At 70.1% G+C, this 22,968-nt stretch carries 18 protein-coding genes and 1 pseudogene; 9 read left to right on the top strand and 10 right to left on the bottom strand.

Features of this window, described 5'->3' with window-relative positions:
- Positions 1–44: 44 nt before the first annotated feature.
- From allB to ASG69_RS15855, 3 genes are read right to left on the bottom strand one after another with little or no spacing between them, the layout of a single operon-like run.
- A complete protein-coding gene (allB, locus tag ASG69_RS15865; RefSeq protein WP_027505682.1) occupies positions 45–1,394 on the bottom strand; it encodes an allantoinase AllB in 1,350 nt (449 codons plus the stop codon).
- Positions 1,391–2,452, bottom strand: a complete 1,062-nt coding sequence (gene alc / locus ASG69_RS15860) for an allantoicase (protein ID WP_056445855.1) — start codon at positions 2,450–2,452, stop codon at positions 1,391–1,393. The genes allB and alc overlap by 4 nt, the downstream gene beginning before the upstream one ends.
- Positions 2,453–2,455: 3 nt before the next feature.
- Complete coding sequence (locus ASG69_RS15855; protein ID WP_027505680.1) at positions 2,456–2,869, bottom strand: allophanate hydrolase-related protein; 414 nt, start codon at positions 2,867–2,869, stop codon at positions 2,456–2,458.
- A 139-nt stretch (positions 2,870–3,008) separates the two neighbouring features.
- Between ASG69_RS15855 and ASG69_RS15850 the strand changes: the two genes are divergently transcribed.
- The 4 genes from ASG69_RS15850 to ASG69_RS15835 all read left to right on the top strand — a co-directional run bounded on the left by ASG69_RS15850 (position 3,009) and on the right by ASG69_RS15835 (position 8,578).
- Positions 3,009–3,761 (top strand): aspartate/glutamate racemase family protein, encoded by a 753-nt coding sequence (locus ASG69_RS15850; protein ID WP_056445858.1) that lies wholly within the window; start codon positions 3,009–3,011, stop codon positions 3,759–3,761.
- Between the two features lie 11 nt (positions 3,762–3,772).
- Positions 3,773–4,666 (top strand): ribokinase, encoded by an 894-nt coding sequence (locus ASG69_RS15845; protein ID WP_056446349.1) that lies wholly within the window; start codon positions 3,773–3,775, stop codon positions 4,664–4,666.
- Entirely contained in the window at positions 4,663–6,750 is a 2,088-nt protein-coding gene (locus ASG69_RS15840; protein WP_056445861.1) for a RecQ family ATP-dependent DNA helicase, read from the top strand. Before ASG69_RS15845 ends, ASG69_RS15840 begins: the two co-directional genes overlap by 4 nt.
- A 79-nt stretch (positions 6,751–6,829) precedes the next feature.
- Positions 6,830–8,578 carry an ABC transporter ATP-binding protein gene (locus ASG69_RS15835; RefSeq protein ID WP_027505676.1) on the top strand — a complete coding sequence of 583 codons (1,749 nt, stop codon included), beginning with the start codon at positions 6,830–6,832 and terminating at the stop codon, positions 8,576–8,578.
- On the opposite strand, the gene ASG69_RS15830 is transcribed toward ASG69_RS15835, so the two are convergent.
- Both ASG69_RS15830 and ASG69_RS15825 read right to left on the bottom strand, forming a co-directional pair.
- Positions 8,561–9,205: an SDR family oxidoreductase gene (locus ASG69_RS15830; RefSeq protein ID WP_051613342.1), complete on the bottom strand. Its 645-nt coding sequence runs from the start codon at positions 9,203–9,205 to the stop codon at positions 8,561–8,563. The genes ASG69_RS15835 and ASG69_RS15830 overlap by 18 nt on opposite strands.
- 66 nt (positions 9,206–9,271) lie before the next feature.
- Positions 9,272–10,813 carry a hypothetical protein gene (locus ASG69_RS15825; RefSeq protein WP_162246773.1) on the bottom strand — a complete coding sequence of 514 codons (1,542 nt, stop codon included), beginning with the start codon at positions 10,811–10,813 and terminating at the stop codon, positions 9,272–9,274.
- A gap of 320 nt (positions 10,814–11,133) precedes the next feature.
- Here ASG69_RS15825 and ectA point away from each other — a divergent pair.
- The 5 genes and pseudogenes from ectA to ASG69_RS15805 all read left to right on the top strand — a co-directional run.
- Positions 11,134–11,637: pseudogene (ectA, locus tag ASG69_RS23105) on the top strand (diaminobutyrate acetyltransferase); the annotation flags it as partial.
- 60 nt (positions 11,638–11,697) lie between these two features.
- On the top strand, positions 11,698–12,975 hold the full coding sequence (ectB, locus tag ASG69_RS15820; RefSeq protein WP_027505675.1) for a diaminobutyrate--2-oxoglutarate transaminase: 1,278 nt from the start codon (positions 11,698–11,700) through the stop codon (positions 12,973–12,975).
- A 43-nt stretch (positions 12,976–13,018) separates the two neighbouring features.
- A complete protein-coding gene (locus tag ASG69_RS15815) occupies positions 13,019–13,417 on the top strand; it encodes an ectoine synthase (RefSeq protein ID WP_027505674.1) in 399 nt (132 codons plus the stop codon).
- A 136-nt stretch (positions 13,418–13,553) separates the two neighbouring features.
- Positions 13,554–14,333, top strand: coding sequence for a Sir2 family NAD-dependent protein deacetylase (locus ASG69_RS15810; RefSeq protein WP_056445867.1), 780 nt, complete (start codon positions 13,554–13,556; stop codon positions 14,331–14,333).
- On the top strand, positions 14,330–15,508 hold the full coding sequence (locus ASG69_RS15805) for an MFS transporter (protein WP_056445869.1): 1,179 nt from the start codon (positions 14,330–14,332) through the stop codon (positions 15,506–15,508). The genes ASG69_RS15810 and ASG69_RS15805 overlap by 4 nt, the downstream gene beginning before the upstream one ends.
- Positions 15,509–15,516: 8 nt before the next feature.
- Here ASG69_RS15805 and proB read toward each other — a convergent pair whose 3' ends face one another.
- The 5 genes from proB to ASG69_RS15780 form a co-directional block, all read right to left on the bottom strand.
- Positions 15,517–16,629: a glutamate 5-kinase gene (proB, locus tag ASG69_RS15800; RefSeq protein WP_056446353.1), complete on the bottom strand. Its 1,113-nt coding sequence runs from the start codon at positions 16,627–16,629 to the stop codon at positions 15,517–15,519.
- Between the two features lie 5 nt (positions 16,630–16,634).
- On the bottom strand, positions 16,635–18,086 hold the full coding sequence (obgE, locus tag ASG69_RS15795; protein WP_027505671.1) for a GTPase ObgE: 1,452 nt from the start codon (positions 18,084–18,086) through the stop codon (positions 16,635–16,637).
- Positions 18,087–18,274: 188 nt separating this feature from the next.
- Positions 18,275–18,538, bottom strand: a complete 264-nt coding sequence (gene rpmA, locus ASG69_RS15790; protein WP_027505670.1) for a 50S ribosomal protein L27 — start codon at positions 18,536–18,538, stop codon at positions 18,275–18,277.
- A 104-nt stretch (positions 18,539–18,642) separates the two neighbouring features.
- Positions 18,643–18,954 carry a 50S ribosomal protein L21 gene (gene rplU / locus ASG69_RS15785; protein ID WP_027505669.1) on the bottom strand — a complete coding sequence of 104 codons (312 nt, stop codon included), beginning with the start codon at positions 18,952–18,954 and terminating at the stop codon, positions 18,643–18,645.
- A 247-nt stretch (positions 18,955–19,201) separates the two neighbouring features.
- Positions 19,202–22,591: a translation initiation factor IF-2 N-terminal domain-containing protein gene (locus ASG69_RS15780; RefSeq protein ID WP_056445871.1), complete on the bottom strand. Its 3,390-nt coding sequence runs from the start codon at positions 22,589–22,591 to the stop codon at positions 19,202–19,204.
- Between the last annotated feature and the right edge of the window lie 377 nt (positions 22,592–22,968).

Genomic DNA, 22,968 nt, shown 5'->3' with positions numbered 1-22,968 from the left:
CCCTCACTGTCGAGGACGATCGTCCGATTGTCAACAATCTGCAATCAGCCGCGCGTCAGCAGCCTTCCCTGCGGTGGACCGTCGAAATCGATGCGTCGTCCGGCGAGCCAGGTCGAGCGCACACAGCCCGTCACCGTGCGGTCGTCGTACGCACTCACCGGATTCCTGTGCCTCAGTTCCTCCGCGTGCACGACGAACTCTTGGTCCGGTGCGAACACCGCCAGGTCGGCGTCCTTGCCCACCGCGATCGCGCCCTTGCTCTCCAGTCCGACCTGAGCCGCCGTCGCCGCGGACATCCACCCGACGACGTCGGCGAGAGAGTGCCCACGCCGACGGGCCTCGGACCACACGGCGGCCAAGGACACCTGCAGCGAGGCGATGCCGCCCCACGCGACACCGAAGTCGCCGATGTCGAACCGCTTGAGCTCCGTGGTGCACGGCGAGTGATCGGTGACCACCGTGTCGATCACGCCGTCGGACAACGCCTGCCACAACGCGTCCCGGTTGTCGGCCTCCCTGATGGGCGGGCAGCACTTGAACTGGGTCGCCCCGTCCGCGATCTCCTCCGCCGCGAACGACAGGTAGTGCGGGCAGGTCTCGGCAGTGATCCGCACACCGTCCTTCTTCGCCGCCGCCACGAGCGGCACGGCGTCGGCACTCGACAGGTGCAGGATGTGGACGCGGCATCCCGTCCGCCGCGACGCGGCGATCACGTCGGCGATGGCCGTGTTCTCCGCGGCGCGCGGTCGCGACGCCAGGAAACCTGCGTAGTCCCGGCCGCCGGCGTTCTCGGAGTCGGCGATGATCTGCGCGTCCTCGGCGTGCACGATGAGCAGTCCGTCGAACGAGGCGATCTCCCGCATCGCCTCCTCGAGCTCGTCGGGCGAGAGAGGCGGGAACTCGTCGACACCCGAGTGCAGCAGGAAGCACTTGAAGCCGAAGACACCGGCCTCGTGCATCGCGCGCAGGTCCGGGACGTTGCCGGGTACGGCGCCACCCCAGAAGCCGACGTCGATGCGAGCCTCGGGCTCGGCCACCGCTCGTTTGACGTCGAGTGCGTCGGTGGAGACCGTCGACGGAATACTGTTGAGCGGCATGTCGATCAGGGTCGTGATGCCCCCGGCGGCCGCGGCGGCCGTCGCACTCGCGAAACCCTCCCACTCGGTGCGACCGGGCTCGTTCACGTGCACGTGGGTGTCCACCAGGCCCGGGAGCAGTACCTCGTCGTCGGCCAGGTCCACGACGACGTCCGCATCGACCGGATCGTCGTGACCCACGACGGCGACGATGCGGCCGTCCCGCACCCCCACCGTGCACGCCGTCTCGGTACGGGAACCGTCGGCCGCGGTCACGACCGCACGGCGCGCGCGGAACGCGAGATCCCACGCGCTCATGCCGGGGCCTGCTCGGCGAGGAGTGCGCGGTGTTCGGCGGGAAGCCCGTCCCACCAGGCGGCGCGCGCGTCGACGCGGCCACGCTCGTCCGGATCGCCGAACAACCGCAACCGGGACAGACCCCCGTCCGGGTAGACGTCGAGGCGCAGATGTGTTGCGGCAGGGGCGCCGTCGAGAAGGAACAGGTGCCGCGTGTCGGGCTGGACCGCCGTGCGCGGCAGGACCTCGGCCCACGCGGACGGATCCGCGACGTCGGCGACCCGATCGTCGACGGTGCTCAGTCGCACCCAGCCCGGGGCGTTGCCGACGTAGTACGACGTGTCGACCTCCACGTGCCGCGGCACCCCGGCGACAGCGAGAGCGAACGTCGCGTGGTCGTTTCCGCCGCCTCGCCGACGCGAGTTCTCCCACCCCTCACCCATGTTCCGGGCACGGCCGGGCAGGATGATGTTGGCCGGAGACGCGTAGAACGCGTCCGAGCACTCCACGAGCCGCCCACCGTGTTCCGCCGCCAGCAGATCGACCGTTCCGGTCAGGAACCGCGGGTCGGGCACCACCTCGCCGTGCACCCGCAACCGCGCCACTCCCCCGTCCGGATAGATCGACAACCGGACGTGGGTCCAGCGACGGGTGTCGGTCACGGGATACAGATTCGCCGTGTCGCCGTCGGCCCGCGACTTCTCGACGATGGTGTGCCACTGCACCGTCGACAGTTCCTCGGCCGAGGGGTAGCCCTCGACGGACGCGGCCTCGACCGACACGAACGGCGGATAGTTGCCGCGGAAGAACGCGGTGTCCACGACGACGCCGTGCACGATGCCCGCCGCACCCAGCCGCACGAGAGCCCAGTCGTGCCCGTCGTCGCGTCGGCGGCGGGTCTCCCAGCCGTCGTACACCTTGCCCTTGTGGCCGAACTCCGACGGATCGAAGAACGGCGCCGTCGGCTTGATGAGGTTCTCGCGCTGGGCGAACAACTCGTCGTTGGCGGCGCTCACCGACCCGCCCAGAGCCCGCGAGGCGAGATCGGGAAAGAGGAGGAAGTCAGCAGCGGCGGACACGACTCATGCTCCCGCGGAGACGGTCTCGTCCGGATCGGGAAGTCCGCGATAGGCACGCCACCCACCGAGATCCGTGATCTCGGTGAGCTCGGCGGACAGCGAGTCGACCAGGCCCGGTCGCAGCACCACGGCCATCACCGACCGTCCGTCGGCGAGCTCGATGACCGAGAGTTCGAGTTCGACGGGCTCCTCCGGCAGGAAGTCGGTGCGGATGTTCTCCATCGGGACGTCGTACAGCTCACCGGCGATGGAGGCGCCACCGGTCTCGGTCAGCAGCAGGCCGGGGAACTCGTCGCGTACCGCGAAGAACCGGTAGTTCGGCGCCGTCCGCACCGAGCCGAGGAAGGTGTGACTGGAGACGTTGTGGTGCAGGTTGCCGCCACGCATGGCGCCTCCGTTGCAGAACAGTTCGGCCATGGTGTGGGTCCGGTCCTCTCGTTCGGTTCACGCTCGTGCGCTGCCAACGTAACCGAGTTCGCGATATATCTTCCGGCCTGCGGAGCGGGTCTACTCTGAGCGACGCCGAACCCCGTTCCCGTCGAACTCCGGAGCTGCCGTGCGCATCCTCGTCGTCAACGTCAACACGACGCGATCCATGACCGAGGCCATCGGTGCGCGCGCCCGCGAGATCGCGTCGCCGGGCACCACCGTGGTCGCGCTGACGCCGGCGTTCGGGGCCGAGTCGGTGGAGGGCAACTACGAGTCGTACCTCGCCGCCGTCGCGGTCATGGAGACCGTCCGCGCGTACGCGGAACCGTTCGACGCCGTCGTGCAGGCCGGCTACGGCGAGCACGGCCGCGAGGGCCTGCAGGAGCTGCTCGACGTTCCCGTCGTCGACATCACCGAGGCCGCGGCGAGCACCGCGACGTTCCTGGGGCGTTCGTACTCGGTGGTGACCACCCTCGATCGCACGGTCCCGCTGATCGAGGACCGACTGCTCGTCGCGGGCTTGCACACCCGCTGCGCGTCGGTCCGCGCCAGCGGCCTCGGGGTGCTCGACCTCGACCGTGATCCCGACGCGGCGGTGCGCGCCGTCGTCGACGAGGCGGAGCGCGCGGTGCGCGACGACCGAGCCGAGGTGATCGTCCTGGGGTGCGGCGGAATGTCCGGTCTCGACGCCGCCGTGCGGGCCAGGGTCGACGTTCCCGTCGTCGACGGGGTGACCGCGGCGATCACCGTCGCCGAGGGGCTGGTCCGGCAGGGTCTCCGCACGTCCAAGGTGCGCACGTTCGCGCCGCCGCGGAGCAAGTCGTTCGTGGACTGGCCGCCCGCTCGTCGAGACGGCTCGGGTGTCCGAACCACCCGTTAGTGTCGTGCACCATGGCCGATCCTGACACCGCACGTCCCCGCATCACCATCGTCGGCAGCATCAACATGGACCTCGTCGCCCGCACCCCCACGCTGCCCGCACCGGGTGAGACGGTCCTCGGCAGCGCGTTCCGCACCTCCCCCGGCGGCAAGGGCGCCAATCAGGCGGTCGCCGCCGCTCGGGCCGGCGCCGAGGTCGTCTTCGTCGGAGCAGTCGGCTCCGACACCTTCGCGCTCGAACTGCGCGAGACCCTCGTCGGGGCCGAGGTCGACGCGTCGCTGCTGCGCGAGGTCGAGGGCGCGAGTGGCGTCGCGGTCATCACGGTCGACGACGCCGCGGAGAACTCCATCGTCGTCGTGGGCGGTGCCAACGAGACCCTGACCGAGCTCACGGCGGAGGAACTGGCTACCGTCGCCGAAGCCGACGTCCTGCTGTGCCAACTCGAGACGCCCGTCGCGACGGTCGTCGCGGCGGCGCGACACGCGCGGGCCAACGGCACGCTCGTGTTCCTCAATCCGTCACCGGTGCAACCGCTCTCCGACGATCTGCTGGGTCTCGTCGACGTCGCGATCGTCAACCGCGACGAGGAGAACGCCCTGGGGGTCGACGCACTCGCCCGCATTCCGCACGTGGTCACCACGCTGGGGGCCGACGGTGCCCGCCATCGCAGCGCCGACGGCGTCGTCACCGCCCATCCCTCGCCCGCCGTCGAGGCCGTCGACACCACGGGCGCCGGCGACGTCTTCGCCGGCACGCTGGCCGCCGCGTGGCGCGACGGCCCCGCCGCCGCGGTTCGGCGCGCGTGTGCGGCAGGGGCCGTGGCCACCACGCGCGACGGCGCGGGGTCCTCGGCTCCCACCGTCACCGAGGTCGACCGGGCTCTCGCCGGGACGCGTGACGCATGAGTACCCGTGAGCGCGCACAGGAGCTGCTGACCGACCTCGCCGGCCCCGATGCCGTTCTCCGTGAGGACCAGTGGACGGCGATCGAGGCGCTCGTCGTCCATCATCGACGCGCACTCGTCGTGCAGCGCACCGGGTGGGGAAAGTCGGCCGTGTACTTCATCGCCGCACGCCTGTTGCGCGAGCAGGGGCTCGGACCGACCGTCATCGTGTCGCCTCTGCTCGCGCTCATGCGCAACCAGGTCGCGGCGGCCGAGCGCGCCGGGGTCACCGCCGCCACCATCAACTCGGGCAACGTCACCGAGTGGGACGACGTCCACGCACGCGTCGCGGCCGGTGAACTGGATGTGCTGCTGGTGAGCCCGGAGCGGCTGAACAATCCGGACTTCCGCGATCAGGTGCTGCCCTCGCTCTCCGCGGACGCGGGGCTCGTCGTGGTGGACGAGGCGCACTGCGTCTCCGACTGGGGTCACGACTTCCGGCCGGACTATCGCCGCATCAGGTCGCTCATCGCCGAGTTGCGCGAGGGGGTCCCCGTTCTCGCCACCACGGCCACCGCGAACGATCGGGTGGTCGAGGACGTCGCGGCACAGCTCGGTGTCGGCGGGGCCGACACCACCGTTCTGCGTGGCGGTCTCCAGCGCGAGTCGCTGCACCTGTCCGTGGTCACCATCCCCGATCCGACGGCGCGCATAGCCTGGCTCGCCGACCATCTCGAGACCCTGCCCGGCTCGGGCATCGTCTACTCGCTGACGGTCGCGGGAGCCAACGACCTCGCGGCGCTGCTGCGCGATCGAGGAATGGAGGTGGCCGCCTACACCGGCCAGACCGATCCGACGGAACGCGAAGCGGCGGAACAGGATCTGCTGCAGAACCGTGTGAAGGCGCTCGTCGCGACCTCGGCGTTGGGCATGGGTTTCGACAAACCCGATCTGGGGTTCGTCGTGCACGTGGGTGCACCGTCGTCGCCCATCTCCTACTACCAGCAGGTGGGCCGCGCGGGACGCGCCACGGAGCGCGCCGACGTCGTCCTCCTGCCCGGTCCGGAGGACCGGGAGATCTGGAGCTACTTCGCGTCCGTCGCCTTCCCTCGCGAGCACGTCGTACGTCGGGTGCTCGAGGTGCTGGACACCGAGCGCGCCCAGTCCACCCAGGCTCTCGAACCGCTCGTCGAGCTCGGACGCACTCGGCTCGAGATGGTGCTCAAGGTCCTCGACGTCGACGGTGCCGTCCGGCGGGTCAAGGGGGGTTGGCTCGGCACCGGGGAACACTGGCACTACGACCGGGAGCGCTACGAACGACTCGACGAGGCACGGCTGTCCGAGCAGCGCGCGATGATCGAGTACCAGAGCACCGACGAGTGCCGGATGGCGTTCCTGCGCCGGCAACTCGACGATCCGTCCCTCACCGGGGATGCGGAGGCGGACCGGTGCGGGCGCTGCGACAACTGCACCGGGCAGCACCTCTCCGCGGACGTGTCGGCCGATCACGTGGAGTCGACCCGTCGCCGTCTCGATCGACCCGGGCTGGACCTCGCCATCCGCAAGCAGTGGCCGACGGGACTGAAGAAGGTCGGCGTCGAGCTGTCGGGGAAGATCACCGACGGCCCGGAGACCGGCCGCATCCTCGGCCGCCTCACCGACCCGGTGTGGGGACCACGCCTGCGCGCGCTGACGGACGGCGAGGACGGTCCGGCACCCGACGGGCTGGAGGCCGCGTGCATCAAGGTCCTCGCGGAGTGGACGTGGGACGAGCGGCCCACCGGGCTGATGGTCATGGAGAGCGACTCCCGACCGGCGCTGTTGAACGACCTCGGGGAGCGTCTGGCGAGGGTCGGCAGGCTGGAGCCACTGGGCGTTCTGCACCGTCGGCCCGATGCCCGGCCCGTCTCGGGCGCGAACTCGGCGTTCCGCGTCGCCTCGTTGGTGGACGCCTTCGAGGCACCCGATCTGACGGCGCATCGCGGACCCGTCCTGCTGCTCGATCTCTCCACCGACACCGGGTGGACGCTCACCGTGGCGGCGCGGGCGCTCCGGCAGGCGGGGGCCGATGCGGTGCTTCCGTTCGCGTTGATCGGGCGCGGGTAGGCCGGGTAGGCCGGGTAGGCCGGGTAGGCCGGAGGATGGACAGAAGGGGTGACTGTCGGCGCGCGACTAGTGTGACGAGGTGACGACAGCTACTCCCGATGCACCAGGTCGGCTCCCCAATCTCCGCCTCCTCTGGACCTTCATCCGCCCTCATCGCCGGTTGTTCCGGTTCGGTCTGCTCCTCGGTCTGCTGGTCACCGCGTCGTCCCTGGCCACTCCGCTGGTCACCAAGCGACTGCTGGACTCCTTCGACGTCCCGGGCGCCACGCGGTCGGCCATCGTCCTGTTGGTCGGGCTCCTCGTCGTGGGGATCATCGTGGGTCTGGCTCAACGCCTGCTCCTGGGAACCATGGCCGAACGCGTCGTGCTCGAGGCGCGATCATCGATGGTGCGGCGGTTCTTCGGCGCCACCATCCCGGCGGTCACCGCCCGTCCCGCGGGCGAGATGCTCACGCGGGTCACGTCCGACACGATGCTGCTCCGCGAGGCGTCGTCCTGGGCGCTGGTCGAGATCGTCAACGGCAGCATCGCGATCGTGGGTGTCATCGTGCTCATGGCGACCCTCGACCTCCCCCTCCTCGGGACGGCTCTGCTCGGCATCGGTCTCATCGGTGTCGCCGCCGGGTTCCTCATGCCGAAGGTGGCTCGCGCTCAACGCAATGCACAGGAGGCGATGGGTCGGCTCGGCGGCATCCTGGAGGGCGCGTTGCGCGCCGTTCGCACGGTCAAGGCCAGTCGGGCGGAGAGTCGTTCGAGCGAGCTGGTCATCGAGGAGGCCCGCGTCTCGGCGTCCTACGGTATCCGGGCAGTGCGTCTCGAGGCCTGGGCGTGGACCATCACCGGTTCCGGGATCCAGCTCACCATCATCGCGGTGCTCGGCGTGGGCGCGTATCGGGTGAGCTCGGGAGCGCTGGCCGTCTCCAGCCTGGTCGCGTTCCTGCTCTACGCGTTCCAGTTGGTGGGCCCGGTCGCCCAGCTCACGCTCTACGTCTCGCAGCTGCAGCGCGGCATCGCCGCCGCGGCCCGTATTCGTGAGGTGCAGGTGATGGACCTCGAGAAGGAGGCGCCCACCGCGGTCGCGGACCTGCCGGCGAGCGCGGAGGTCTCGGCGCTCACCCTCACTCGGGTCACGGCCGGGTACGGCGACGAGGGCGCCGCGGTGAACGCGATCGACATGAGCATTCCGTCGCGCGGCCACACCGCCGTCGTCGGGCCGTCGGGCGCCGGCAAGACGACGCTGTTCTCGTTGATCCTGCGCTTCCTCGAACCGCGGGACGGCGAACTCGCCCTGAACGGTGTCCCGTACTCGGCCTTGTCCCACAGTCAGATCCGCGCGCGCATCGGCTACGTCGAGCAGGCCACACCCACACTGCCGGGCACGATCGCCGACAATCTCCGGCTCACCCACCCGGACGCGACCGACGCCGAGCTGTGGGCGGCACTCGAACGCGTGCGGCTGGCCGAGAAGATCGAGCTGTTGCCGGCGGGTCTCGCCACCGAGTTGCGCGACTCGGCGGTCTCGGGCGGCGAGCGTCAGCGCATCGCGTTGGCCCGTGCCATCGTCCGCCCACCGGACATCCTGCTGTTGGACGAGGCCACCGCGCAGGTGGACGGCATCACCGAGGCCGCCATCCACGACGCCATCCGCGACCTGTCGGTGCACGGTGCCGTGGTGACCATCGCGCACCGCCTGTCGACGGTCATCGACGCGGACACCATCTTCGTGCTCGAGCGCGGACGTGTCCGGTCGAAGGGAACGCACCGCGAGCTGCTCGACACCGACACCCTGTACCGGGATCTCGTCGAGGCGCTACGTATCGCCGTCTGACGCCGCGGCCACCAGCCGTCGGGCCGTCTCGTCGGCCGACGTCGGATCGGTGTCGACGGCGGTGACGCGCACCCCGGTGCCGACCAGGTCGCCGGCAAGTTGCGCGGCGAGCCGATCGATGACGACGGAGGCCAGCGACGACGCGTCCAGCCCCGCGTCGCCTGCGGTCGGCAGGCAGCGCGGAACGAGGATGAGACCGGAGTGCTGGCACACCATGTGCCGTGCGGCCGCCCGCGCGGTGATGAAGTGGGCACGCAGCGCGTCCAGGACCGGACGTTCGAGATCCGCGACCTCGGTGCGATCGAGCCGACGCGCCGACGCTTCGGAGTGGGTCGAACGCGACGCCCGGCCAGGGATGATGACGTCGATCGACACGTCGATGCTCCCGGAACAGGCGGCGACGACGTCCACGTACTCGTCGACGTCGACCTCGTCCAGCACGTCGATGACGGCCGCCTCGGCGTGGCCACCGTCCGCGCGGATGATGTCGACGACGTGCTGCATCTTCGTCCGGGAGCGGCCGGCGAGGTGCACGCGCGCTCCGTCGCGGGCCAGGGCGACGGCCAGCCGGCTCCCGACGACACCGCCGCCCCCGTAGATCAGTGCGTTGGCTCCGTCGAGCAGCACGTCACGCTCCTCCGCCCACCCGGCGCCGACAGGTATTCCTGCCGCGGGATCGTCCGGCCGGTGGTCCTAGCGTACGGAGGACGAGACGCTGTCGTCCTCGGTTCGGTCGGCCTCGTCGGCGTCGTTCTCGACAGCCGCATCGGCACCGTGGTCGACCGGTTCCGCGTCGTCGATCGTGCGATGCGCGGCCAGGACGGCCACCGATACAGCCACCGTGACCAGTGCGGCGATCACCGACACGAGCGAGGTGACGATGCTTCCGCCCGCGGCGGCGTTCTCCAACGACCGGACCAGTTGGCCGAGGGGGGTGAAGAGTCCGACCGTGTCGGGCAGACCACCGACCCCGCGCAGGACCAGCCCGCCGAGCACCACCTGGACGAGCCCGAGGACCCCGAGCACCACTCCGGCACGGACGGCTCCGAGTGCGGTGCGCAATGCACGGGCCGCGGTGGCCACCGCGGCGACCCAGACTCCGATCAGGACGGTCGAGACCATCGAGCCCGAGAGACTCGCGCCGGTGTCGGCGAACGTCAGGGCCAACACCATCGTCGACGCGGTGGCCACCGCCCCCAGGACCGCGGCGCGGGCGCGCGGGACGAAGAATCCGACGAGCGCTGCTGCGACCAGCGCGAACGCCGCCGCGAGGTACGGCCACGCGTCCGAGGCGGACCGCACCACGTACGAGGTACCGCCGCCGGCCGGGTCGGGTTCGATCCGCTCTGCTGCCGGCAGTGAGGTGGACGCTTTCTCCACGTTGGTGCGCAGGGTGGAGAACATGGTCTCCATCGGGCCGACTCCCCCGACCAGGCGCGTGGTGCCGTCGACGAGGCGTACCCCGCCGTCGTCGAGCAGGACGAGGCCGTCGCGCAGCTGCGCGGATCCGTCGGTGGCACGCACCATGCCGTCGACGAACTCCGAGGACGGATCGTCGAGTTGGTACGCCACGGTGCGCGCACCATCGCGCAGCGTCTGCAGGTCGGTCATCACCCCGGCGTTCAGTCCCTGGGTGCGCAGCAGGTCGAGGACCGGCCGCAGCTGATCCGCGGACGCGGCGGCGCCCGGATCGGTGGACGCGGCGAGCGAGTCGAGAGTCTGCTGCACGATCAGTTCGATCTGGCCCTGCGCGGCTCCGACGCCGGTGAGCGCACCCACCACGCGATCGACTCCTCCGCTCACCTGCGACGAGCCGTCACCGAGCTGCCAGAGGCCGGCTCGGAGCTGGGTCATGCCGTCGGCGAGTTCGGCCGAGCCGTCGCGGGCCTGGTGCAGGCCGTCGGACATCTGGTGAGCGCCGTCGTCCAGCTCCACGCTGCCGTCGGACAGCTCGGCCATACCGCCACTCAGGATCTGCAGCGGCAGGACCGTGTTGGTCAGGGCGGCCCGACTCGACGCGAGCGGGTCCGTCGTGGACCCGCCCGCAGTGGCGGCGACGGAAACGGTGCCGGTGGTGGCGGGGCGATCGGTCTGCGAGACCCAGAACACTCCGGCCGCCACGGTGGGGAGCAGAACGGCGAGCACCATCGCGACGGGGGTCGAGCTGGCTGCACCGACACGTGCAGCGGCGCCTCGCAGTCGGGCGGGCCGGGGAAGTCTGACCGTGGGAGTCATAGTGTGCCGGACATTAGCCATCACCGAACGGGAACGGTGGGTGCCTCGCCGGGCTCTGACCATTTATTTCACCGTCGTCGAGACCATTCAGTCTTGATCACCCTGTTCACACTGGTCACAGCAGCCCCACGCCGCGGTGCCGCTGCGAGGGTTCCCGCGCCTCCCGCGGACCACGGCAGGCCCCCGAGTCGCCGACGAACGCATCGTCGTGTGACCACACTCACAAGGGGCGAACGTACTGGCGATAGGCGTGCCATTCTCGTGCCTGACGACGAGGGCGCCTGACATGTCCGGTCAGCCTTGTTACGTTCGTCTGCAATATGACGCCAGTGTTACAGAGAGCCGCCCCGACCGACGACATCGATTTCTCGTTCCGCCCACCACGCGTGGCCGACGGGACGCGATTGTGGGAGATCGCGAGGGACTCCCGAGTACTGGACGTCAATTCCAGTTACTCGTACGTGCTGTGGTGCCGCGATTTCTCCGACACCTCGATCGTGGCAGTGGACGCCGACGACCGTCCGGTCGGCTTCGTCACCGGATACATCCGTCCCGACGCCGACGACACCCTGTTCGTCTGGCAGGTGGCGGTCGACTCCGACCAGCGCGGGCACGGCCTGGCCGTGCGCATGCTGCAGGGCCTCATCGACCGCACCACCCCACGCGGAGCACGCCTCCTCGAGACCACCATCAGCCCCGACAACGACGCGTCGATCGCCCTCTTCACATCTCTGGCGCGACGACGCGACACCACCATCACCCGACGAGATCTGTTCGCAGCGAAGGACTTTCCCGACAGCCACGAGCCGGAGGACCTCTACACGGTCGGCCCGTTCGACGGCACGCTCGCCGACACTTCCGACGACCACACCCGAAGGACCTCGATGACCACCAGCATCACCCCGACCGACACCACCACCGACATCTTCGAGGCCCGCGAGTCGCAGGTCCGCAGCTACAGCCGACAGTGGCCCGCAGTGTTCGACACCGCGCAGGGTTCGTGGATCACCGACGAGAACGGCCGTCGCTACCTCGACTTCTTCGCCGGAGCCGGTGCGCTCAATTACGGCCACAACAATCCCGTGCTCAAGCAGGCACTGGTCGACTACATCATGCGGGACGGCATCACGCACGGTCTCGACATGTCCACCGTCGCGAAACGCGAATTCCTCGAGTCGTTCACCACGCGCATTCTCGAGCCCCGCGGGTTGGATTACAAGGTGCAATTCCCCGGACCCACCGGAACGAACACCGTGGAAGCCGCGCTCAAATTGGCGCGAAAGGTCACCGGCCGTTCCTCGGTCATCAACTTCACGAACGCGTTCCACGGCATGACGCTCGGCGCTCTGTCCGTCACCGGCAACTCCATGAAGCGCGCCGGCGCCGGCATCCCGCTGGTCCACGCGACCCCGATGCCGTTCGACAACTACTTCGGCGGTGCCACGGACGACTTCCAGTGGATGGAACGAGTGCTGGACGACTCGGGAAGCGGCATCAACCGCCCCGCGGCCGTCATCGTCGAGACGGTCCAGGGTGAGGGCGGCGTCAACGTCGCCCGTGCCGAGTGGCTGCGCGGGCTCGCAGATCTGCTGAAGCGCCGCGACATCCTGCTCATCGTGGACGACGTGCAGATGGGCGTCGGCCGCACCGGGCCGTTCTTCTCCTTCGAGGACGCCGGCATCGTGCCGGACATCGTCACGCTGTCGAAGTCGATCGGCGGCTACGGCATGCCGATGGCACTGACGCTCATGCGCCCGGAACTCGACGTCTGGGGTCCCGGCGAGCACAACGGCACGTTCCGCGGCAACAGCCCGGCCTTCGTCACCAGCAAGGCCGCGCTCGACCACTACTGGGCCGACGGCGCGTTCGAGGCGTCGATCCTGGCCAAGGGCGAGCGGATCCAGGACGCGTTCATCGATCTCTCGGCCCGCTTCGAGGGTCTGAGCACCCGCGGTCGCGGCATGGTCCAGGGTCTCGTGTTCGACGACGCGGAGAAGGCGTCGAAGGTCACCGCGCTCGCCTACGACAAGGGCCTGCTCGCCGAGACGTCCGGACCCTCCGACGAGGTGGTGAAGCTGCTTCCGCCGCTCACCATCACCGAGGAGGATCTCGATCACGGCCTCGGCATCCTGGCCGACGCCACCGCGACCGTCTGCTCCTGACCGAATCGCGTTCCGCACGTCTGCACAGCACGAGGAGGACCACATGATCGTTCGCACCACCGAGGCCATCACCGGAACCGAGCGCGACATCGCGAGCGAGGACGGCCAGTGGCGGTCCAAGCGGATCGTCCTGGGCGGTGACAAGGTCGGGTTCTCGTTCCACGAGACCACCATCGAGCCGAACACCGTCAACAACTTCCATTACGCCAACCACGTCGAGGCCGTCTGGCTCATCGAGGGCGAGGGCACGCTCACCGACCGCGAGACCGGTGAGACGTACGACCTGGGTCCGGGATCGATGTACCTGCTGAACGGGCACGAGCGTCACACGGTGGAGACGCGGACCCGCATGCGGATGCTGTGCGTGTTCAACCCGCCCGTCGTCGGCAACGAGCGTCACGACGAGAACGGCGTCTACCCGTTGATCGAGGTTCCTGCCTGACGCCACGGGCCGACCGGACATCCCACCCCGCCGCCCCACCCCAGCCGACGCGGCGACCTACTCTGGAGACGTGACCTCGGTTTCCCCACGCTCTCTCGATCGGTCGCCGCGCAGCGCCCTCTCTCTGCAGGACGCGATGGCCGACGGCCGCGTCGTCGCGCTGACCGGTGCCGGGATGTCCACGGACTCGGGAATTCCCGACTACCGGGGCCCGGACTCTCCGCCGCGCAACCCGATGACGTTCCAGCAGTTCATCGGCGACGACGATTTCCGACGTCACTACTGGGCTCGCAACCACGTCGGCTGGCGCCACATGGACGCCACCCGCCCCAACGCCGGGCACCGCGCCCTCGCCGAGCTCGAGCGCGTGGGTACCGTCTCCGGCGTCATCACGCAGAACGTCGACATGCTGCACACCAAGGCCGGCTCCCGCTCGGTGATCGACCTGCATGGTGTGTACGGCCGGGTCCGTTGCCTCGACTGTGATCGCCTCGTCTCCCGCATGGCTCTCGACGAACGTCTGACCGCTGCCAATCCCGGCTTCATCGAGTCCGTCGTCGGTACCGACGGCGTCGAGATCGCCCCGGACGCCGACGCGATCATCGAGAGCACCGCCCACTTCCGCATGGTCGGCTGCGAGGTGTGCGGCGGCATCCTCAAACCCGACATCGTCTACTTCGGTGAGAGCGTGCCCAAGCCGCGCGTCCGGAGCGCCTACGACATGGTCGACGCCGCGCGCTCGCTCGTGGTGCTGGGGTCCTCGCTCACCGTCATGTCCGGACTGCGCTTCGTCCGGCACGCGTGGAAGAACGACATCCCGGTGTTCATCGTCAACCGAGGACGCACCCGCGGGGACGAGTTCGCCGCCCAGAAGATCGAGGCCGGCTGCTCCGAGGTCCTGGCGTCCTTTCTGTGACGGACGGCAGGACCGTCGGCGGTGCCCCGTGGGCCGTCGCGGCGATCTTCTTCGTCAACGGTGCGGTGCTCGGTAACTGGGCGCCGCGCCTGCCTGCGATCCGCGATGCTCTCGAACTCGACGCGTCGGTGCTCGGTCTGGCGCTCGCGGGAGTCGGCACCGGCGGCCTTCTCGCCACTCCCCTGGCCGCCGTCGGTATCCGGCGGCTCGGCAGTCGCCGAGTCGTCCTGCTCTCCGCGACGGTGCTGTGCCTGGCGTTCGTACTCCCGGCACTCGCCGGGACGTGGTGGGCACTGGCACTCGCTCTCGCCGTCCTGGGCGGGGCTGACGCCGTCATGGACGTGGCGATGAACGCGCAGGGGGTGATCGTCGAGAAGAACCGGCGGCGTTCGCTTCTCAACCGATTCCACGCGGCGTGGAGCGCAGGGGCCGTCACCGGCGGCCTCACGGGCGCCGCCGCGGCCGGGATCGGACTCGCCGTGCTCGTCCACTTCGCTCTCGTCGGTGGGGTCCTGCTGGCGCTCGCGCTGGTGGCTCACCGCTCGCTGGTTCCCGACGGACGCGCCGTGCCCGACACCGTCCCTCGACCGTCCGGCCGAGGGCCACGGCGCGTGTTCTCCGGCGCCCTGGCGTTGCTCGGAGGGCTCGTGTTGGTGTGCGCCCTGGTCGAGGACGTGCCGCAGTCCTGGGGTGCGATCTACTCCACCGATCTCGGGGCCGGGCCGGGACTGGCGGGACTCACCGTCGTGGCCTTCTCGTCCGCGATGTTCGTCGGACGCCTCGTCGGTGACGCCGTGGTGGACTGCGTCGGACGCCACGCCGTGTTGATGGGCGGCGCACTGCTCATCGCGGCCGCGTTCCTGGCGGCACCCGTGGTGAGCTCGCCCGTGATCGCCTCGGTGATGTTCGCCGTCGCGGGATTCGGTGCGGCACCGATCTTTCCGGCTGCGTTCGGGTTGGCCGGACGACTCCCCGGCATCACCGCGGGCACGGCCCTCACAGTGGTGTCGCTGATCGCCCGGATCGGGGTGCTGCTGGCACCCGTCGCGTTCGGCTCTCTCGCAGAGCTGAACGGCTTCGGCTGGGCGCTGTGGTCGATGGTCGCGGCCGGTGTCGCGGTGGCGCTGCTGGCCCTCGCACTCCGGCGCGTGCTCGCCGCCTCGGCTCCGGCCTGACCGGTCGCTCAGCCCGGGACGAGGTCGTCCGCGTGCACCACGGGGCGTCGGGCCTCGGGGGCGAGATCGCCCGTCGAGCGACCGATCATGCCGGCGAGCTCCGCCGCGTCGTACGCGACGACTCCGCGCGCGACCACGGTGCCGTCGACGCCGTGCAGGGTCACCACGTCGCCGGCGTCGAACGAGCCACTGACCGAGACGATTCCTGCCGAGAGCAGCGAGCGTCGTCGGCCGATCACCGCGGTGACGGCGCCGTCGTCGAGCGTGAGGGCGCCGGCGGTGTCCGCGGCATGACGGACCCAGAATCGGCGGGCCGACAACCTGTTCGGGCGCGCGGTGAACGTGGTCCCCACCGGTCCACCACTGAGGGCGGAGGCCGCCTCGGACGCCGCCGCCAGTAGGACGGGAACACCCGCGTCCGCTGCCAGGCGGGCCGCGGACAACTTGGACGCCATGCCGCCGGTGCCGAGGGAGCCGCCCGATCCGGCGACGACGCCGTCGAGATCCTCGGGACTCGCGACCTCGCGGACGAAGGTCGCGTCGGGGTCCTTGCGGGGGTCGCCGTCGTAGAGGCCGTCGACGTCGGACAGCAGCAGCAACGCGTCCGCGCCGACGAGGTGCGCGACCAGGGCTGCGAGACGGTCGTTGTCGCCGAAGCGGATCTCGGCCGTCGCGACGGTGTCGTTCTCGTTGACGACGGCCACGGCGCCGAGTGAGCGCAGTCGGTCGAAGGTGCGCTGAGCGTTGCGGTGATTCGACCGACGGGCGATGTCGTCCGCCGTCAACAGCACCTGACCGACGGTCCGACCGTAGCGGCCGAAGGAGGTGCCCCACGCGTGTGCCAGCGCCAACTGGCCGACACTGGCCGCGGCCTGCTTCGTCGCCAGGTCACGAGGCCGCTGCTTGAGACCCAACGGCGCCATACCGGCACCGATCGCTCCGGACGACACGACGACGACGTCGGACCCGGTACGCATCCGCGCCTCGATCGCATCCGCCAACGCGTCCAGCCGCGCGAGGTCGAGTCCGGCCTCCATGCTGGTGAGAGCCGACGACCCGATCTTCACGACGATGCTGCGCGCCGACGCGATGATCTCCCGCGTACTCCCGTGCGGCTGCATCGCGGTCACTGCTCGTCGCTCTCCAGCCCTCGACGGACACGGCGGGCGTGCTTGCGCTCGGGCGCGCCGATGCGCTCGACCTGGTCGATGCGCGAGTCGGTACCGCGGCCGGTCATGGTGACGTCGACACCGGCGGGGGTCTGCGGCTCCCACTCGAAGCTGACGTCGCCGATGGTCACGGACGCTCCGGGCTGCGCGCCCTGCTTGACCAGTTCCGCCTCGACACCGAGACGAGCGAGTCGGTCGGCGAGGTAACCGACGGCCTCGTCGTTGTCGAAGGCCGTCTGCATGACCCACCGCTCCGGGCGCTCACCGCGCACGATGAAGCCGCCCGGCTCGTCAGGATCGGAGATGACGCTGAAGCCCGCCTTGTCGGTGGCGACGGGCCGGATGACCTGCCGACGCGCGACGGCCTTGGGATGATCGATGCGGTACTGCGCGACCAGCTCCGCGAGGGCGAAGGTCAAGGGGCGCAGACCTTCCCGGCTCACCGCGGAGATGGCGAAGACGGGCCAGCCGCGGGCCTCGAAGTCCTCGCGCACCATGTCGGCCAGTTCCTGCGCCTCGGGAACGTCCACCTTGTTGAGCACGACGATGCGCGGGCGATCGGCCAACTCGCCCAGGCCGGCGTCGCTCGACAGGGCGGGCGTGTACGCGGCCAGTTCGGCCTCGAGAGCGTCGACGTCGGACACGGGATCACGACCCGGATCGAGGGTCGCGCAGTCGACGACGTGGGCGAGCACAGCACAGCGCTCGAGGTGACGCAGGAAGTCCAGGCCCAGCCCCTTGCCCTGGCTGGCGCCGGGGATGAGGCCGGGGACGTCGGCGACGGTGAACGTGGTGTCGCCGCTCGAGACGACGCCGAGGTTCGGGACCAGTGTCGTGAACGGGTAGTCGGCGATCTTCGGCTTGGCGGCCGAGAGCACGGAGACGAGAGACGACTTTCCGGCGCTCGGGAAGCCCACCAGACCGACGTCGGCCACGGACTTGAGCTCCAGGACCAGGTCGCGCTCGACCCCGTCCTCGCCGAGGAGCGCGAAGCCGGGCGCCTTGCGTGCTCGCGATGCGAGGGCGGCGTTGCCCAGGCCGCCGCGACCGCCGGCCGCCGCGTCGAAACGCGTGCCCTCGCCCACCAGGTCGGCAAGGATCCGGCCGTCGCTGTCGAGAACCATGGTGCCGTCCGGGACACCCAGGATCAGGTCCTCGCCGACGGCGCCGTCGCGATTGCTGCCGGCCCCCTGCGTGCCGTTTCCTGCCTTCGCATGGGAGTGGAAGTGGAAGTCGAGAAGGGTGTGCACGCTCGGATCCACCACGAGGACCACGTCGCCGCCGCGGCCGCCGTTGCCGCCGTCCGGACCACCGAGGGGCTTGAACTTCTCCCGGTGGACGGAGGAGCACCCGTTACCGCCCTTTCCCGCACTGACGTGCAGGGTGACACGGTCGACGAAACGCGACATGGGTGGAGGGTCCTTCCGAAAGGCAGATGATGCTGAACTGCTGAGAGATCGGCGGCCGACAGGGCGCCGAGGGGTGAAACGCCGTCAGGGGCGGACGGAGGACGAGCCCTCCGAACCGCCCCTGACGGGAACGTGCACTGACGTCGCGCGAACGGCCGAAGCCGGACCTCGCGGGCGCCGCAGGAGAATCAGGCCTCCGCGGCGGCCGGGACGATGTTGACGGTCTTGCGGCCACGCTTGGTGCCGAAGAGAACTGCACCCGCCGAGAGGGCGAAGAGCGTGTCGTCGCCGCCACGGCCGACGTTCACACCCGGGTGGAAGTGGGTGCCGCGCTGACGGACGAGGATCTCGCCCGCGCTGACCGACTGTCCGCCGAAGCGCTTGACGCCGAGACGCTGAGCATTGGAATCGCGACCGTTGCGTGAGCTGGACGCGCCCTTCTTGTGTGCCATGAGAAACCCTCCCGGGGTTGGTGGAGCCGGTGCCGTGATGGACGAGCCCTGGTGGAACGAGCCGTGGTGACGCAGAGACGCCGGATGGAGACCGGTATCAGGACTTACTTGATGCCGGTGACCTTCAGGACGGTCAGCTTCTGCCGGTGTCCCTGACGCTTGTGGTACCCGGTCTTGTTCTTGAACTTGTGGATGCGGATCTTCGGGCCCTTGGTGTGCTCGACGACCTCACCGGTGACGGTGATGCCGGCCAGCTTGTCGGCCCCGGTGGTCAGCTCGGACCCGTCGACGACGAGAACAGGAGCAAGCGAGACAGCCGTTCCGGGCGCTCCCTCGATCTTCTCGACCTTGACGAGGTCACCTACAGCGACCTTGTACTGCTTTCCGCCGGTCTTGACGATCGCGTACGTTGCCATCGGAGGGCTACCCCTTGCTTCTTTGATGCGTTCTCACGTCCCTGGTCGGGGACGTGACTGGTCTCGTGGCTGCGGTTCCGCAGCCCCTGCTGGTCACACTCTTGCGCCGGCGAACCGAAGTTCGGGTGGCTGCGCCCGCTCACCTCGCGGAGGGCAGGACGGAGCCACGTCGCCGACAGCGACTGTCCAAGATTACGGTAGAGCCCGTGGCTCGGTCAAACCGCCGGGCCCGGTGCTCGGCCGCAGCTCAGGCCTCGTCGTCCACTGGCGGTCCGGCCGGCCGACCCGCTGCCCGACGGCGCGGACGCCGGACCGGTGCGACGGGCTCCACGGAGGCGCCGCCCCCGACGGTCACCGCAACGGGTTCGGCAGCGCCGCCCTCGTCGCCGCTGTCGGAAGTCGGTGCTGCCGTGGATGTCTCGGGCGCCGAGGGCACCACGATGACCGTGCCGGCGGAGTCCCCGGCCGGCGCGGACGCCGCTCGGGACACCCGACGACTGCGGCGCGGACGCGTCGCGGCGGTGGGTTCGGGAGTGACAGGCTCCGGCGCCGCGGGTTCGGGTGTGGCGGAATCGGGTGTCGACGGCGTGTCCGACGTCTCGGTCACCTCGGCGGCCGAGTCCGATCGGCCGTTGCGGCCGGCGGCGTCGCGCACCGCTGCCACGGCGGCCGTCGCGTCCTCGATCGGATCCGACACGGTGTCCGCCACCTCGGCGACATCGTCCGGATGCAGGTGCGCCGCCATGGCCAGAGCGACGGGATGAGCACGACGCACAGCCGTGTCGCTTCCCGACTCGGACTCGGTGGTCTCGGCCGTCGTCGTCTCGTCGACTCGATTCTCCGAACGGTCCCGGCCGCCGCGCTTGCGACGCGAGCCGCCCTCGGAGGCCTGGCTGTCGGAGCGGGAGGTGGTGTCCGAACGGGAGTTGTCGGACCGCGACCGATCGGAGCGGGAGTGGGAGCGCCCACCCTCGTCCTTGGCCGGCTCGACGGGGAACTGATGCATGATCAGCCCACGCCCGTGGCAGTGCTCGCACGTCGTGGAGAACGCCTCGATGAGACCGGTACCCATGCGCTTGCGCGTCATCTGGACCAGTCCGAGCGACGTCACCTCGGACACCTGGTGCCGTGTGCGATCGCGGCCCAGGGCCTCGGTCAGGCGACGGAGCACCAGGTCGCGGTTGGACTCGAGCACCATGTCGATGAAGTCGACGACGATCATGCCGCCGATGTCGCGCAAGCGCATCTGCCGCACGACCTCCTCGGCCGCCTCGAGGTTGTTCCGGGTGACGGTCTCCTCGAGGTTGCCGCCCTCACCGGTGAACTTGCCGGTGTTGACGTCGACCACGGTCATGGCCTCGGTGCGGTCGATCACCAGCGTGCCGCCGGACGGCAACCACACCTTGCGGTCGAGCGCCTTGGCCAGCTGCTCGTCGATGCGGAAGGCACCGAAGACATCGACGTCCTTGGACGCCGAGGTGTACCGCTCGACGCGGGGCAGCATGTCGGGGGCGACGGTCTCGATGTAGTTCTGCACCGTCGACCAGGCACGGTCGCCCTCGATGACCAGCTTGGAGAAATCCTCGTTGAAGAGATCGCGGACCACCTTGACCAGGAGGTCGGGCTCCTCGTACAGCGTGACCGGAGCCGACGACTTGGACGCCTCGGCACCCGTCGAGCGCTCCGAGACGGTGGCCCACTGCGCCTGCAGACGGGTGACGTCGCGCTCGAGCTCCTCGGCGCTGACGCCCTCCGACGCGGTCCGGATGATGACCCCGGCCTCGGACGGGACGATGTCGCGCAGGATGTCCTTGAGACGTTTGCGCTCGTTGTCGGGCAGCTTGCGGCTGATGCCGGTGGACGAGCCACCGGGCACGTAGACCAGGAAGCGGCCGGCGAGCGAGATCTGCGTGGTCAACCGGGCGCCCTTGTGCCCGACGGGATCCTTGCTGACCTGCACGAGCACCTGGTCACCGGGCTTGAGCGCCTGCTCGATCTTGCGGCTGTTGCCGCCCAGACCGGCGGCGTCCCAGTCGACCTCGCCGGCGTACAGCACACCGTTGCGGCCCTTGCCGATGTCGATGAACGCGGCTTCCATGCTGGGCAGCACGTTCTGCACGCGGCCGAGGTAGACGTTGCCCACGATGGAGCCCGAGGCCGTGCTGGTGACGAAGTGTTCGACGAGAACGCCGTCCTCGAGCACCGCGACCTGGGTCAGGTCCGGGTGCCCGGCCAGCGACTTCTCGCGCACGACCATCGTCCGGTCCACCGACTCGCGGCGCGCGAGGAACTCGGACTCGGTCAGGATCGGCGGACGGCGACGGCCGGCGTCACGACCGTCGCGGCGACGCTGACGCTTCGCCTCGAGCCGGGTCGACCCGGTGATGCCCTGGACCTCGTCCTTGGACTTGGCCGCGCGCTGACGTGGCTCGCGTTCGTGCACCACCGTGTTGGGCGGATCGTCGTCGGTCGTGGTCTCGGCGTCCGCGCTCTCGCCACCGCTCTTGCGGCGACGACGGCGGCGCCGGCGACGGCTCGCGCTGTCCCCGGTCGAGTCGTCGTCGTTGTCCCCGGAGGCGCCGTCGTTGTCCCCGGAGGCGCCGTCGTTCTCCCCGGAGGCACCGTCGGTGTCCTCCGCGGACGGTTCCGTCTCGCCGGCAGTGGTGTCGCTCGTGCTCGACGCGTCGGTCGAATCGGTGGTCTCGGGCGCGTCCGAGTCGGCGGACGTGTCCGCCCGCGACCCACGACGGCTGCGCGAGCGGCGGCTCGAGGAGCGCTTCGGGGCGTCGTCGCCCTCCGCGGCGTCGTCCGTGTCCGTGGTCACCGGTTCCGCCGTCGCGTCCTCGGCGGCAGGCGCATCGGAGCGATCCGCGGCGGACTCGTCCGACTCGTCGTCGTCGCTCTGATCGTCGTTCTGGTTGTCGTCGTTCTGGTTGTCACCGCGTCCGCGACCACGGCCACGACGGCCGCGGCGGCGGCGGCGAGGACCGGACGATCCGTCCTGCTCGTTCGCGTCGTCGTCGGTGCCCTCGTCGGACGCGGAGGCATCGGACGAGGAGGTGTCGGACTCGGTCGCCGTCTCGACGACAGGGGTGGACACGTCGGCAGTGCCGTCGGCCTCGGGTGCGTCCGCTGTCGTGGTCTCGTCGACCTCCGCCTTCTTCGGCGCGGATCGAGCGCGACGTGCCCGCGTCCGGGGAGCCTTCGGCGCCTCGGTGACCTCGGGCTGCAGGAACAGCGGCGCGGTGGCGGGGTCGGCGGACGACGGGGCCGTCGCCTCGGCCGTCTCGATGTTCGTGAAGAGGTCCGGCTCGGTGGGAGAGGCCGGACTCTCGTCGGCCGTGGACGCCGAGCTGGTCTCCTCGGCGGCGGGAGGTGTGCTCTCGGCAGCGGGCAGATCTGCCACGTCGGCGGCGTCGAGCGCCGGAGCACCCAGTGCGGAGGCGACGGTCTGCGCGTCGTCACGAACGACGCTGGACTGGACGCTGCGGACGTCGACGCCCATCTCGGCCAGCTGGGCGACGACCTGCTTGCTGGTCACTCCCAGCAGCTTGGCGAGCGCGTGAACGCGGATGCGCTCGGGGAAGGTGGGGGCGCCCTGATCGAGCGGCTCCTGGGGCGGCACGGTGTCGGCCACGTGTTCTCCTCGGGCTCCCGGGCGCGAACATCCACGGTCGAGGTGCCCGATCGGGCGTCGTCCGTCGAATGGCACGCGGCCACGCGGGAGTCATGGTTCGTTCGCGGGATCGGACGATCCGACGAAAAAGCGGGTTCGCACTGCGTCAGGTCGTCGACCGGAACGGTCGGCGACTGTCACCGCACTGCCTGGGCGGATCGCGATCCGAGCACCTGATCTTCAGCGGGACGCGTCGGCGGTGCGAGAAGGAGACTCGCATCGATGCCTGCGCGTGTTCGCGATGACGGGCTTCGGTCCGTGATTGTCATCCGGTCACGTTCGCGTGGTGCGCGCCGCGACCTAGGCCAGTATCCCACACTCCCCGACCGCCGCGTGCC

Source organism: Rhodococcus sp. Leaf225 (assembly GCF_001426145.1).
In the GTDB taxonomy this organism is placed as follows: Bacteria; Actinomycetota; Actinomycetes; order Mycobacteriales; family Mycobacteriaceae; genus Rhodococcoides.
The sequence above is the reverse complement of the archived record's forward strand: the minus strand, read 5'-3'. Positions and strand labels throughout refer to the sequence as shown.